The organism is Arthrobacter sp. NPDC057259 (assembly GCF_042668995.1).
Classification (GTDB): Bacteria; Actinomycetota; Actinomycetes; order Actinomycetales; family Micrococcaceae; genus Arthrobacter.
On the sequence record NZ_JBHUYA010000002.1, the window covers coordinates 315952 to 329676 of the forward strand.

The following is a 13725-nucleotide window of genomic DNA, read 5'->3' on the forward strand; positions in this document are numbered from 1 at the left end:
CGTGGGGCTGGACGTCGGCTGGGCCGTCCGCTGGCTGACCTTGTCGGCCGAGGCCATGGCCGAGCACCGGGTGGAACTGATCGAACTGGACCGGCCCATCGGGGACTCTGACCACGGCGAGAACATGGACCGCGGCTTCAAAGCCGTAATGGACAAGCTCGCCGAGGCGCCCCCGGAAACCGCCGGAGCCGCGCTGAAGCTGACCGCCATGACGCTGATGTCCAAGGTGGGCGGAGCCGCGGGACCGCTGTACGGCACCGCTTTCCTGCGTGCAGCAACCGCCCTCGGCGACGCCGCGGACATCGACGCCGGCACGCTCGCCACGGCGCTGACGGCAGCCCGGGACGGGATCGTGGCCCGCGGCAAGGCCGAATCGGGGGACAAGACCATGGTGGATGCCTGGACCCCTGCCGTCGACGCGGGCTCGGCGGCTGCCCGGGCCGACGGCGGAAGCCCGGGCCGTGTGCTGGCCGCGGCGGCTGACGCCGCGGAGGCCGGGGCCGTCTCCACCGACCCGATGCAGGCGCGGAAGGGCCGCGCCAGCTATCTGGGGGAGCGCAGCATCGGCCACCGCGACCCGGGGGCCGTGTCCACCGCCCTGATCCTGAGGGCCGCCGCTGAGGCCGCGGAGGGCGCCGCATGACGGTGCGGCTGGTGGTGGTCTCACACAGCGCGAAAATCGCCGAGGGTGCCGTCGAACTCGCCGCCCAGATGGCGCCGGACGTGCCCATCATCGCGGCGGGCGGCACCGACGACGGGCGGATCGGTACCAGCCTGGAGAAGGTCATGGCCGCGCTGGAACAGGCCGACGGCGGCGAGGGCGTGGTGGTCCTCACGGACCTGGGCTCCGCCGTGATGACTGCCGAATCTGCCGTTGAGTTTGCCACGGACCCCGGTTCCATCCACCTGGCCGATGCTCCGCTGATCGAGGGCCTGGTGGCGGCCGCGGTGTCCGCGCAGACCGGAGCCGACGCGGAGACCGTGAAGGAGGCGGCCGAGGCCGTCTACCGGCCGCCGGAGCACCACCACGCCCATGCGGAGAGGACCGCAGCTCCGGACGCGCAGGGAGACTTCGAACTGGTCAACAAGGCCGGCATGCACGCCCGGCCGGCCGCCAAGATCGCCGGGAGCCTTGCCGGAATGGACGCCACGGTCACCATCAACGGCGTCGACGGGGAGTCCATGACGGAGCTGATGATGCTGGGTGCCGGGCAGGGTACCGTGTTGCACATCGAGGCCAGCGGTCCGGACGCGGTCAAGGCCGTCGACTACCTGGGCGGACTCATCAGCGACGGGTTTGGTGAGCCCTAGGCTTCACCTAGTTCGTCTTGGCGCTCAGGCCGGCAGCTGCAGCCCTGCCGGATGCTGTTCTGCCAGGCCGTCGGCCAGCAGCCCGGCCACGGCACGCTCCAGCTGTTCCGGCGGGGCATTCAGCCGGTGCAGGGCGGCCAGCGGGATACCGATCCCAACAGGCATGAACCCCAGGTCGGCGGGCGCGCGGTCCAGCAGCTCCCGGGGCACCGGCGCCTCGGCAACACGCAGCACCGCGACCACAGCCCCGCGGACCTGGCGGTCCGTGCCGTGCCAGGCCTGGCCCTTGGGGGTGTAAGTGGGCGCGGGTTCCCCGGCGGCCAGCCAGGCGCACGCACCCCGGACCGGGCACTGCCCGCACTTGGGTGAGCGGGCGGTACAGACCAGGGCGCCGAGTTCCATCACGGCGGCATTCCAGCGCACCGATTCCGACCCGCCCTCGGGCAGCAGCTCCGCCGCGAGGCGCATCTCCGCGGCGGTGAGGGCCGGGGCGGGCAGCGCGGCGCCGCCGATCAGCCGGGAGTGCACCCGGCGGATGTTGGTATCCACCACCGTTTCCCGCCGGCCGAAGGCGAAGGCGGCGACGGCAGCCGCGGTGTAGGTTCCGACGCCGGGCAGCGCCAGCAGCTCCGGGTAGGTGCCGGGCACGTCGCCGTCGTGGTCATTGACGATCGCCGCCGCGGCAGCGTGCAGCCGCAGGGCGCGCCGCGGATAGCCCAACCGGCCCCAGGCGCGGACGGCCTCGCCGGGGGCTTCCTTGGCCAGGTCGGCCGGTTCGGGCCAGCGCCGCAGCCACTCCTCCCACACCGGAAGCACCCGCACTACCGGGGTCTGCTGCAGCATGATCTCGCTGACCAGGACGCCCCAGGGGGTGCGGTCCGCCTCGCGCCACGGCAGGTCCCGGGCCGTGTCCGCGAACCAGAAGTCCAGGGCGGCGTGGAGCTCCGCCAGCCGGCCGGCGGGCGGTGCGGCGGGGGCGCCCACTGCCTGCGCGGCGGGTGAGCCATGCGCGGTGGGGGCGGCCATTGTTTCGGGGGAGGGAGTCATTGTTTTGATCGGACCAGCTTAATAGAGACGCGCACCATAGCCGGACCAGCGGCGTGGTGGTGTGTGATCGGAGGCGCGGTTCTCTAGCCTAGAAGAATGGTCAGGCAAGGCAACGCTCGCGGTACGGCCCGGAAACCGGGTAAAGCCGTCTACCGCCGTCGACGCCTCCTTGCCGGCGCCGTCCTGCTCCTGGTCCTGGCGCTCGCCGTGGCCGGTGTCGTGGCCGTCTCCAATGCCCTTTCCGGCGGCTCTTCCGACGACGCAGGGCAGGCAGGCAGCGCCAACGTTAGCGGCGCCACCGCGTCTGCCGCCGCGTCCGGGACGGCCTCCGCCGGCGCCTCAGCGTCCGCTAGCCCGACTGCCTCCGCGACGCCCAGCCCGACGTCGGCCTGCGACGACAAGCTGATCACCGTCACTGCCGCCACGGACAAGGCCGTCTACGGTCCTGGCGAGAACCCGCTGCTGACGCTCAAGGTCACGAACGGCAACCAGGTCCCCTGTGAGGTCAATATCGGCACCTCGCAGATGGAGTACGTCGTCACCAGCGGCGCGGACCGGATCTTCTCCTCGGCGGACTGCCAGGCCGAGAGCGGCGACCTGGTGAAGTCGATCGGCCCCGGTCAGAGCGAGACGGCCAACTTCCCGTGGGCCCGGAACCGGTCCGTCGACGGGTGCAAGGCAGTCGCGGCGCAGCCCGGCGGCGGCGGCGCGTACTACGTCTTCACGGCGCGGCTGGGAAACAAGACCAGCCCCAAGGCCGTCTTCCAGCTCGGCTAAGCCGGCTGAGCCGGCCGGGCCGGGGGAGAAAACCCGGCGGAGCCGGTTGAGGGAGCCGGTTTAGCGCAGCCGGTTTAGAGGAACCGGTCCAGCAAGCTGGCCTCCGCCATCCGGCTCAGGCCCTCGCGGACGGTCCGGGCGCGCTGGTCTCCGATCCCGTCCACGGTCATCAGGTCATCGATGGTGGCGGCCATCAGGAACTGCAGGCCGCCAAAGTGGTCCACCAGCCGGTCGGCCACGGCCTTCGGCACCGCCTTCAGGCCGGACAGCAGCCGGTAGCCGCGCGGCTGGACGACGGCGTCGAGGTTGGCCTCCCCGCCGGCGAACCCGACGATCCCGGCGATCTTGCCCAGATCGATCAGCTCCGTCGAATCCAGGCTGACCAGGGCCTTGACGGCCTTGTCGATGTCCTCGACGGAGGCGTGCGGGCCCGAGTAGTCCCGGATGATCACGTCGCTGCCCGGGCCGCGGCCCACGGTGAGCTCGTCCAGCTGCAGCGACAGCAGACGGCCGTCCTCGCCGAGTTCCAGCACGTACTGGGAGATTTCCTCGGAGATCCGGCGCACCATCTCCTGGCGCTGCAGGGTGACGGCGACGTCCCGGACGGTCACCATCGCCTCGATCTCAAGGGCGGACAGGGAGCTGGTGACCTGGTCCAGCCGCGACCGGTACCGCTCGAGGGTGGCGAGGGCCTGGTTGGCGCGAGCCAGGACCTTCTCGGAGCCTTCCAGCACGTGCCGCAGGCCGTTGACGTACAGGGCGATGATCTGCATCGACTGGCTCACGGAGATGACCGGCACGCCGGTCTGGATGGCGACGCGCTCGGCGGTCCGGTGCCGGGTGCCGGTCTCCTGGGTCTCGATGCTGGAATCGGGCACCAGCTGCACTCCGGCGCGCAGGATGTTGCTGGCGTCCTTGTCACAGACGATCGCGCCGTCCATTTTCGCCAGTTCCCGCAACCGGGTGGGGGAGAAGTCGATGCCGATCTCGAACCCACCGGAGCAGATGGATTCGATGGTCCGGTCCATGCCCAGCACGATCAGCGCGCCGGTGCGGCCGCGCAGGATCCGTTCTAGCCCGTCCCGAAGGGCGGTGCCGGGGGCCACCCTGGCCAGCGTCGCCTTGAGTGCGTCTTCGGGGCTCCGAGCCATGGGTGTTTCCCTTCAAAGGTGCAGGCCACTGCCTGCTGTGCGCCGGATCCGCGGATTTCACGCGGTGGCCGGTCAGAACAAAAATGCCCGGTCGCCCGGTAGCACCATCATAGGGGTACGGTGCCCCGTTTTCCGCACGGACAAGCCCCAAAGTGGTCCATGGGAGCACTCCGGCGGGGCCCGGAAAGTGCTCTTCCCGCGGACCCCGGCGGACCGCATTTTGGGCTCCGCCGGGGCTGTCCCGCCCCTGCGATAAACTGGAGTCCTGGGTGTATCGCGGGCTCTCCGCGCAGTGAACCCGCCCCAAGCCGCAGCGAAAGTAGCACCGTGTCTCAAGATGTCCACAGCCCCGCCCGAGTCCAGGAGATTCACAAGCAGGCGGGCCGGCGCCGGACCTTCGCAGTCATTTCCCACCCCGACGCCGGTAAGTCCACGCTGACCGAGGCGCTGGCGCTGCACGCGAAGGTGATCGGCACCGCCGGTGCGTCCAGCGGCAAGGCCAACCGCAAGGAAACGGTCTCCGACTGGATGCAGATGGAAAAGGACCGCGGCATCTCCATCAGCTCCGCGGCGCTCCAGTTCGCCTACCGGGACACCGTCATCAACCTGCTGGACACCCCCGGCCACGCCGACTTCTCCGAGGACACCTACCGCGTGCTCGCGGCCGTTGACTGCGCCGTCATGCTGGTGGACGCGGCCAAGGGCCTGGAAACCCAGACCATGAAGCTCTTCGAGGTCTGCAAGCAGCGGAACCTGCCCATCATCACCGTGATCAACAAGTGGGACCGCCCCGGCCTGGACGCGCTGGCGCTGATGGACGAGATCACCGAGCGCACCGGTCTGCAGCCCATGCCGCTGACGTGGGCCGTGGGCATCTCCGGCGACTTCCGCGGCGTCTGGGACCTGCGCAACGACCGCTTCGCCCGGTTCCAGCGCAACAACGCCGGCGCCAACATCGCCCTGACCGACTACTTCACCCCGGAAGAGGCCGCCGAGAGCCAGGGCGATGACTGGTCCAACGCGGTGGACGAGGCCGGGTTGGTCATCGAGTCCAACCTCGCGTTCGACGTCGAGGCCTTCCACGCCGGCAAGGCCACCCCCATCCTCTTCAGCTCCGCGGCGCTCAACTTCGGCGTCAAGGAGATCCTGGATGCGCTGGTGGACTTCGCCCCGCCCGCCGCACCCCGCCCCGACGTCGACGGCGACCCGCGGCCGGTGGATGCCCCGTTCGCCGGTTTCGTCTTCAAGGTCCAGGCCGGCATGAACAAGGCCCACCGCGACCACGTCGCCTTCATCCGGGTCTGCTCCGGCGTCTTCGAACGCGGCATGGTGGTCACCCAGGGCCGCACCGGTAAGTCCTTCGCCACCAAGTACGCCCAGCAGGTCTTCGGCCGCGAACGAGAGGTGATCGACGAGGCCTTCCCGGGCGACGTCGTGGGCCTGGTCAACGCCTCCGCGCTGCGGGTGGGCGACAGCCTGTTCCTGGACCAGCCGGTGGAATTCCCCGCGATCCCGCTGTTCGCGCCGGAACACTTCCAGGTGGCCCGCTCCAAGGACCCCAGCCGCTTCAAGCAGTTCCGCCGCGGCATCGAACAGCTCGAGCACGAGGGCGTCATCCAGGTGCTTCGCTCCGACATCCGCGGCGACCAGGCACCCGTGCTCGCCGCAGTCGGCCCCATGCAGTTCGAGGTGGTCGAGGACCGGATGGCCCACGACTTCAGCGCCCCGATGCGGCTGGAGCGGCTGCCTTACTCGCTGGCCCGGATTACGACGGCGGACGCCATGCCCGCGCTGGCCAACGTCACCGGCGCGGAGGTGCTGCTGCGCTCCGACGGCGAGTACCTGGCCCTCTTCAACGACGTGTGGGCGCTGCGGCGGATCGAGAAGAACCTGCCGGACCTGACGCTGGTCCCGATCGGCACCCACAACCCCGCGAAGTAGCCACCGCATCACCTGGCCCGGACGCCCGGGGACCGCGGCGAAATAAACGCCGCGGCCCCTATCATTCCGGCGATTCCGCGTTATCATAAGTAACCTTGCTAATTTGCGGGCGCCGGCCCCAGGCCAGCTCACAGCACCGATCCGCCGAGGTTCAGCGGACCCCGAACGAGGGAACACCTAAAGGCGTTGACCATCACCATCGAATCCGGAGCCCTGTTTGGCGGGCGCTACCGGATTGAGTCCCTGATCGGCAGGGGAAGCCAGTCCACCGTGTATCGGTGCTACGACCAGCAGTTGCGCCGTGAGGTTGCCGTGAAACTCTTCCGCGCCGACCCGGACGGCCCCGGTGCCGTCCGGCTGCAGCGGCAGGAAGCCCGCATCCTCGCCGGGATGAGCCATCATGCCCTGGTGATGCTGCTGGACGCCGGTTCGGACCGCGACGACGACGGCCAGGAGCTCAGCTACCTGGTGATGGAGTACGTCCCGGGCCAGGACCTGCGGCACCGAACCGTCCGCGGACCGCTCTCCGCCGCGCATATGGCACACATCGGCTACGACCTCGCCGAGGGCCTGTCCTACATTCACCACCACGGCGTGGTGCACCGGGACGTCAAGCCCGGGAACGTCCTGCTGGTGGACTACAGCAATGAGGACCGCAGGCCCCGGGCCAAGCTCACCGATTTCGGCGTCGCCTGCTTCGCGGACGCCCCGGAGGACGACCAGGAGGACGGCGGCACCTCCGGAACGCCCGCCTATCTCAGCCCCGAGCAGGCTGCCGGCGGCCCGGCCGGTCCCGCCAGCGACGTCTACTCCCTGGGGCTTGTCCTGCTGGAGGGGCTAACCGGAAACATGGCCTACCCCGGGGCGCCGATCCAGTCCGCCGTCGCTCGGCTCCTCCATGACCCGAAGATCCCCGACGAGCTGGCGCCCAAGTGGGCGGAGCTGCTCGCCTCCATGCTCTCCCGCGACCCGGCCGGCCGGCCGGCCGCCAGGGAGGTGGCCCTGGCCCTCCGGCAGGAGATCATCAGCTCATCCGGCCGCCGACGCCGCGGCGGCTCGGTACCCGACGAGGCCGGGCGGATGCGGGCCGTTGAGCGCTACGGCATCCTGGATACGCCAGCGGACGGCTCCTTCGACCGCATCGCGGCGTTGGCGGCCCGGATGTTCTCGGTGCCGGTGGCGATCGTCAGCATCGTGGACCACGACCGGATCTGGTTCAAGGCCCACCATGGCACCGACGTGAGCGAGATCGGCCGTGACCCCGGGCTCTGTGCCTCGGCCATCCTGCAGGAGGGGCCCTGGATTATCAACGACGCCGCCAATGACCCGCGGACGCTGGCCAACCCCTTGGTGGCGGGCGAGTTTGGCCTGCAGTTCTACGCCGGGATTCCGCTGCGGACCCCCGACGGCTACAACCTGGGCACCTTCTGCATCCTGGACCGGGAGCCCAGGGAGTTCGGCGCGGAGGACACCCGCACGCTCGAGGACCTGGCCGCCCTGGTAATGAACGACCTCGAGCTAAGGCTCCGCGGCAGGGAGCTGGCCGCGGGCTGAGCCGGCCCGGCCACGGGACGGCGCCGCAAGCGCCTGCCGATCCAGCGCCTGCCTACCAGCGCCTCCGTGACCGCGCACCTGCCGTCCTAGCGCCTGCCGGCGTTGAGGGCCAGTTCCAGCTCGAAGCGAGCCACCGGGTCCTCCAGCGCGTCGCCGAACAGCTCCCGCAGCTGCGCCGCGCGGTACCCCACGGTCTGCGGATGGATCCCGAGCTCCTCGGCCACCGGGCCCCGCTGGCCCCAGTGCCGGAGCCAGGACAGCAGCGTCTCGGCCAGCCGTTCGCGCTGCGCCGGCCGGAGCCCCTCCAGCGGTGCCAGCCGCCGGCTGGCCAACTCGGCGATGGCCGACGGCTCGGCGCCCAGCACCACGGCGGCCAGGTGCTCGTCCGCCCAGATTGGCGGATCCTCCGGGCCGTCACGGTGCGGCAGGACTGACGCGGCCAGCACGGCCAGACGCAGTGAGTCGGGCACTTTTTCCCAGCCCCCGGCCGGCCCAACCGCGGCACCGCGGCCGCGCAGCGCGTTGTCCACGTCCCGCCGCGCGGCCGCGGAACGGGGTGCGGGAACCAGGACGACGGCGTCGGTCTCCCGCTCGATCACCAGGGTCCCGGGGCCCAGCCTCAGTCGCAGGCCCGCTGCCCGGTCCAGCGGCAGCGTCACCACGCACATTCGCTGCGGCAGCGCCCAGTCGGCCATCGCGGCGGTCTGGCGGAGGGCCGCCTCGTCCGCCTGGCCGAGCAGCAGCAGGTCCAGCAACTCGGTCCGGCGGCGGTCCACCGCGCCCGCCCGCTCCGACTGTTCAAACGCGTAGGCCTCGGCGCTGACGGCGGAGAGCTCGTCGATGTAGGCCAGGATCGATTCGCCCAGGTCAACCACCACGTTCTGGCCCAGGTGCTGCTCCATCGAGACCTTGGACATCTCCCGGAACGTCACCCGGGCGCCCATCCGGTAGGCGCTCAGCAGCGCGTCCATGCTCCTGCCCTGACGGAACTCGCCGCTGCCCAGCCCCGCCACCAGCTCCCGGCTTTCCTCCGAGAGGGCCGGCAGAGCCGTGCCCGGCAGCTGCAGGAAACGGTCCAGGGCCGCGGCCACCCCGCGCCTCAGCCCCCGGCCGAAGCGGCCCTCGATGGGACGAGCGTAGGCCGGCACCAGCTGCGGCACCGCGTCGATAATGGCCTCCACGATGCCCGGCATCCGGGGCCGGAGCACGTCGCTGACCTCCGTGGGCAGGGCCAGCCAGGGCGGGTCATAGGCGGGGTAGCCGGTGCCGGAGGTGGGTGCCGCATCCATGGTGGACTCCAAAAACTGTTGTGGCGAGATAGTTTCTACATCTCGATCGTATGCCTTGGGTGAAGAATTATGACTCCTGCCGACATACACTTGATAAATGATCCGGCTCCGTAAGCTGGCGCGCGCCGCATCTCTGCTGACCACCCCGCTAGCCCCAGAAGACATTCTGTCGCTATTCAACCCCGTGTTTTCCGCCCGCCAACTGCGCGGCGTGGTCACCAGGGTGGTCCCGGAAACGGCCGACTCCGCCACCATCTTTTTCCATCCCGGCCGCGGCTGGCAGGCGCACCGCGCCGGCCAGTGGGCGCGCATCGGCGTCGAACTCAACGGCGTCCGCCAGTGGCGTTCCTACTCGCTCAGCGCACCCGCAGGCGAGGATCCCGCCATCACCGTCACGGACATGGGCGCCGTCTCCGGCGCGCTGGTCCGCAACACCAAGCCCGGTGACGTACTGTTCCTGGCTCCGCCGCAGGGCCACTTCGTCCTCCCCGAGCACCCGCGGCCCCTGCTGATGCTCACCGCCGGCAGCGGCATCACCCCGGTGATGTCCATGATCCGCACGCTGGTCCCGCACCGGCCCGATGCCGACGTCGTCCTCATCCACACCGCCCGGACCCGGGAGGACTCCATCTTCCTGGAGGAGCTCGCCGAGCTCGCCGACCAGTTCCCCAACTTCACGGTGACCCACTGGTTCACCGGCGAACGCGGCCGGGCCGACTTCAGCTCCGGTGCCGAGCTGGACCGGCTGTGCCCGGACTGGCGGGACCGGGCCGCCTACGCCTGCGGTCCGGAGGGATTCCTGGACGACGCCGAATCGCTCTGGGCGATCGAATCCGGCACCGAGGAGCGCGGAACCGACCTCACGATTGAACGGTTCAGCACCAACCTGGGCGGCGGCGAGGGGCACGACGGCGGCCTGGTCACCTTCGAGGCCTCCGACCGCGAGGTCGAGGCCGACGGCGCCACACCGCTGCTGGACGTCGGCGAGGACGCCGGCGTGCTGATGCCCAGCGGCTGCCGCATGGGCATCTGCCACAGCTGCCTGACCCCACTCCGGGCCGGCCAGGTCCGTGACCTTCGCAGCGGCGAGGTGCACGGCGAGCCCGGCCAACTTATCCAGACGTGTGTCTCGGCAGCCGCCGGGCCCGTGAACCTCGACCTCTGAGGAGAGCCACCCTATGACCACGCTTGCAGAAAAGCCCACCCTCGACGGCGAAGACGCCGCCCCGGCAGCCGCCGTCGCCAAGCCCCGCAAGGGCGCCCTGGCCGAAACCGGCAGCCCGCTGGTCCGGCCGCCGGCCGCCGCCCACCTCTCCGACGAACAGGTCGCGGAACTCGGCCGCGAGCTGGATGCCATCCGGGACGCGGTGCTGGCCAAGCGCGGCGCCGAGGACGCCGCGTACATCCGCCGGATGATCAAGATCCAGCGCGGGCTCGAGATCTCCGGCCGAGCGGCCCTGCTGGTGAGTAAGAACAAGGCGGCCTGGGCCACCGGCACCACCCTGCTGAGCCTCGCCAAGATCCTCGAGAACATGGAACTGGGCCACAACATCCTGCACGGCCAGTGGGACTGGATGCGCGATCCGGACATCCACTCCACCACTTGGGAATGGGATTTCGTCACCCCGTCCCGGTCCTGGCAGCACACCCACAACGACCTCCACCACCGCTGGACCAACGTGGTCGGCAAGGACAACGACATCGGATACAACCTGCTCCGTATGGATCCGCAGCAGGAATGGAAGCCCTTCAACCTGGGCAACCCGGTCTACAACGCCCTGCTGGCACCGGTCTTCGAATGGGGCATCGCCGTCTACGACCTGGAGCTCGTGGAATACCGCGAGGGCAAGAAGAGCAAGGAGGCCCTGCTCAAGGACCTCAAGGCCCTCGGCATCAAGGCGGTCAAGCAGTTCACCAAGGACTACGCCGCCACCCCCGCCGTCGCCATGCTCAGCGGCTCCGGCAAGCAGGCCCTCTACGGCACCCTGGCCGCCAATGCCATCCGCAACGTCTGGGCCCACGCGGTCATCTTCTGCGGACACTTCCCGGACGGCACGGACACCTTCACGGAGGAAATGGTCGACGGCGAGACCCGCGGCGACTGGTACGTGCGCCAGATGATCGGCTCGGCCAACATCTCCGGCTCCCCGTTCATGCACCTGATGACCGGCAACCTCTCGCACCAGATCGAGCACCACCTCTTCCCGGACCTGCCGTCCAACCGGTACGCCGAGGTTGCGCCCGAGGTCAGGGACATCTGCCGCCGGTACAACCTGCCCTACAACACCGGCCCCATGTGGAAGCAGGTCGGCTCCACCTGGGCCAAGATCTTCAAGCTCGCCCTGCCGCCGAAGAAGGCCTAGCAGCTTCGTAGTTCCTGTTTGACCCGAAAAGGGGCGCCCGCCAGCCCAGCGGACGCCCCTTTTCGTGTCTGTTCGGCCTAGCGGACCTGGGCCGGGTTGAGGGTCAGGCGCCGCAGCCACTGGGCGTTCAGGGCCACCACCACCGTCGAGGCGGACATCAGGATGGCGCCGGCGGCGGGGGAGAGGACGAACCCGGCGAAGGCGAGGACTCCGGCGGCGAGGGGCACGGCGAGGACGTTGTAGCCGGTGGCCCAGATGAGGTTCTGCCACATCTTCCGGTAGCTCGCCCGGGACAGGTCCACCATGGAAAGCACCGCCCGGGGATCGTTGCCGGCCAGCACCACCCCGGCGGATTCCACCGCCACGTCCGTGCCGCCGCCGATCGCGATGCCCACCTCGGCCCGGGCCAGGGCGGGGGAGTCGTTCACGCCGTCGCCCACCATGGCCACCTTCAATCCCCGGGCCTGAAGTTCGGCAACCTTCTTGTCCTTGTCCGCCGGCAGGACCTCGGCGAAGACCTCATCGATGCCGAGTTCTTCCGCCACGGCATCCGCCACCTGCCGGGCATCGCCGGTGATCATTGCCACCCTGATGCCGCGGCGCTGCAGGGCCTCGACCGCCTGCCGGGATTCCTCCCGCACGGCGTCCTCGAGGCCGACTGCGCCCAGCACCCGGTCGCCCTCCACCAGGTGCAGGACGGCCGCGCCGCGGCGGACCCACCCGGAGGTGGCTGCCGCCAGGTCCGCGGGCTCCGCCAGGCCCAGTTCCTTCAGCAGCGCCGGTCCGCCGATGTGGAGCCGGCGGCCGCCGACGTCGGCCCGGACGCCGCGGCCGGTCAGGGAGGTGAAGTCCCTGGCCGCCGGAACATCGAGCCCGCGTCCGCGGGCGGCGGTGACGATTGCACGGGCCACCGGGTGCTCGCTGTCGGCCTCCACCGCGGCCGCCAACGCCAGGACCTCGTCCCGGTCCGAACCCTCCGCAGCGGCCACATCCCGGACTTCCGGGGCGCCCTTGGTGAGCGTTCCGGTCTTGTCGAAGAGGACCACGTCGACGGTGCGCATCCGCTCCAGGGCCATCCGGTTCTTGATCAGGACGCCGGCACGCGCGGCCCGCTCCGTGGAGATGGCGATCACCAGCGGGATGGCCAGGCCCAGGGCGTGCGGGCAGGCGATGACCAGGACGGTGACGGTGCGTTCGACGGCGTCGGCCAGGCTGCCCAGCAGCGTCCAGGCGATGAAGGTCACGACGCCGGCGCCTGCGGCGAAGTAGAACAGGAACGCCGCCGCCCGGTCCGCGAGGGCCTGGGCCTTCGAGGAGGAGGACTGCGCCTCGGCCACCAGCCGCTGAATCCCCGCCAGTGCGGTGTCCTCGCCGGTGGCCGAGACCCTTACCCGGACGCTGTTGTCCGTCGCGATGGTCCCGGCCACGACGGCGTCACCGGGGGAGCGCAGGACGGTGCGGGACTCGCCGCTGATCATCGATTCGTCGAACTCGGCCTGGCCTTCCGTCACCTCGCCGTCGGCGGGCATCCGGCCGCCGGGGCGGACCAGGATCGTGTCCCCTTCGGCCAGGTCGGAGACCTTCACCGTCTCGGTGCCGCCGTCCGTGATCCGTTCCGCCTCGTCGGGCAGCAGGGCGGCCAGGGCATCGAGGGCCCCCTGCGCCGAGCCCAGGGCGCGCATTTCGATCCAGTGCCCCAGCAGCATGATGACCACCAGGAGCGCCAGCTCCCACCAGAAGTCGAGGTCGAAGCCGCCGAGGTCCAGGCTGGTGGCCCACGACGCGGCGAACGCCACCGTGATGGCCATCGCGATCAGGAGCATCATGCCGGGCTTGCGGGACTTCAGCTCGCTGACGCCGCCCTTGAGGAATGGCTGGCCGCCGTACAGGAAGACCACCGTGCCCAGCACCGGCGGAATCCAGGCGGAGCCGGGAAACTGCGGGGGTTCGTAGCCCAGCAGGTGGCCGAACATCGGGCTGAACAGGACCACGGGGACGGACAGGACCAGGGTCAGCCAGAACTTGTTCCGGAACATCGCCACGCTGTGCCCGGCATGCTGGCCGTGCTGGTGGACGGCATGGTCGTCATCCTGGGGCGGGTGCTGGCCGTGATGGGCGGCGTCCCCGGCCGGCATCCCGGCATGGCCGTGTGCGCCGTGGCCTCGGGCACTGTCGTGCTGGTCCGGGTGGGGGTGCCGGCCCCGGAGCTGGTCCGTGTGGCCGCCGTGCTGGTTTTCCATGGTGCTGCCTCCTGAAAACTCATCGGCATCGTGCACCACTCAACATACCCCT

At 70.3% G+C, this 13725-nt stretch carries 12 protein-coding genes; 8 read left to right on the plus strand and 4 right to left on the minus strand.

The genetic code is table 11. The features are described 5' to 3' along the window. Position 1: 1 nt before the first annotated feature. Positions 2-643, plus strand: coding sequence for a dihydroxyacetone kinase subunit DhaL (gene dhaL / locus ACFUCU_RS05335; protein WP_377971167.1), 642 nt, complete (start codon positions 2-4; stop codon positions 641-643). Then, positions 640-1311, plus strand: a complete 672-nt coding sequence (dhaM, locus tag ACFUCU_RS05340) for a dihydroxyacetone kinase phosphoryl donor subunit DhaM (protein WP_377971169.1) — start codon at positions 640-642, stop codon at positions 1309-1311. Before dhaL ends, dhaM begins: the two co-directional genes overlap by 4 nt. Before the next feature lie 24 nt (positions 1312-1335). Here dhaM and ACFUCU_RS05345 read toward each other — a convergent pair whose 3' ends face one another. Then, positions 1336-2358: an A/G-specific adenine glycosylase gene (locus ACFUCU_RS05345; protein ID WP_377971171.1), complete on the minus strand. Its 1023-nt coding sequence runs from the start codon at positions 2356-2358 to the stop codon at positions 1336-1338. Positions 2359-2454: 96 nt separating this feature from the next. On the opposite strand from ACFUCU_RS05345, the gene ACFUCU_RS05350 reads away from it, so the two are divergent. Beyond that, the gene (locus ACFUCU_RS05350; protein WP_290256994.1) at positions 2455-3135 is read left to right on the plus strand and encodes a hypothetical protein; all 681 of its coding nucleotides are present in this window, start codon (positions 2455-2457) and stop codon (positions 3133-3135) included. A gap of 74 nt (positions 3136-3209) precedes the next feature. Here ACFUCU_RS05350 and disA read toward each other — a convergent pair whose 3' ends face one another. Continuing rightward, the gene (gene disA, locus ACFUCU_RS05355; RefSeq protein ID WP_290256993.1) at positions 3210-4286 is read right to left on the minus strand and encodes a DNA integrity scanning diadenylate cyclase DisA; all 1077 of its coding nucleotides are present in this window, start codon (positions 4284-4286) and stop codon (positions 3210-3212) included. A gap of 327 nt (positions 4287-4613) precedes the next feature. Between disA and ACFUCU_RS05360 the strand changes: the two genes are divergently transcribed. Next, on the plus strand, positions 4614-6227 hold the full coding sequence (locus tag ACFUCU_RS05360; protein ID WP_377971173.1) for a peptide chain release factor 3: 1614 nt from the start codon (positions 4614-4616) through the stop codon (positions 6225-6227). Between the two features lie 186 nt (positions 6228-6413). Continuing rightward, positions 6414-7781 (plus strand): GAF domain-containing serine/threonine-protein kinase, encoded by a 1368-nt coding sequence (locus ACFUCU_RS05365; RefSeq protein WP_290256991.1) that lies wholly within the window; start codon positions 6414-6416, stop codon positions 7779-7781. Positions 7782-7867: 86 nt separating this feature from the next. Here the strand turns inward: ACFUCU_RS05365 and ACFUCU_RS05370 are convergent, their stop codons facing one another. Further along, positions 7868-9070, minus strand: coding sequence for a PucR family transcriptional regulator (locus ACFUCU_RS05370; protein WP_377971175.1), 1203 nt, complete (start codon positions 9068-9070; stop codon positions 7868-7870). 97 nt (positions 9071-9167) lie between these two features. Here ACFUCU_RS05370 and ACFUCU_RS05375 point away from each other — a divergent pair, with 97 nt between their 5' ends. Together ACFUCU_RS05375 and ACFUCU_RS05380 are read left to right on the plus strand one after the other, a co-directional pair. Beyond that, complete coding sequence (locus ACFUCU_RS05375; RefSeq protein WP_377971176.1) at positions 9168-10235, plus strand: ferredoxin reductase; 1068 nt, start codon at positions 9168-9170, stop codon at positions 10233-10235. Between the two features lie 13 nt (positions 10236-10248). Then, positions 10249-11433: a fatty acid desaturase family protein gene (locus ACFUCU_RS05380; protein WP_377971178.1), complete on the plus strand. Its 1185-nt coding sequence runs from the start codon at positions 10249-10251 to the stop codon at positions 11431-11433. A 77-nt stretch (positions 11434-11510) separates the two neighbouring features. On the opposite strand, the gene ACFUCU_RS05385 is transcribed toward ACFUCU_RS05380, so the two are convergent. After that, positions 11511-13568: a copper-translocating P-type ATPase gene (locus ACFUCU_RS05385; protein ID WP_377971342.1), complete on the minus strand. Its 2058-nt coding sequence runs from the start codon at positions 13566-13568 to the stop codon at positions 11511-11513. On the opposite strand from ACFUCU_RS05385, the gene ACFUCU_RS05390 reads away from it, so the two are divergent. Beyond that, a complete protein-coding gene (locus ACFUCU_RS05390; RefSeq protein WP_377971344.1) occupies positions 13479-13688 on the plus strand; it encodes a hypothetical protein in 210 nt (69 codons plus the stop codon). The genes ACFUCU_RS05385 and ACFUCU_RS05390 overlap by 90 nt on opposite strands. Positions 13689-13725 lie beyond the last annotated feature (37 nt).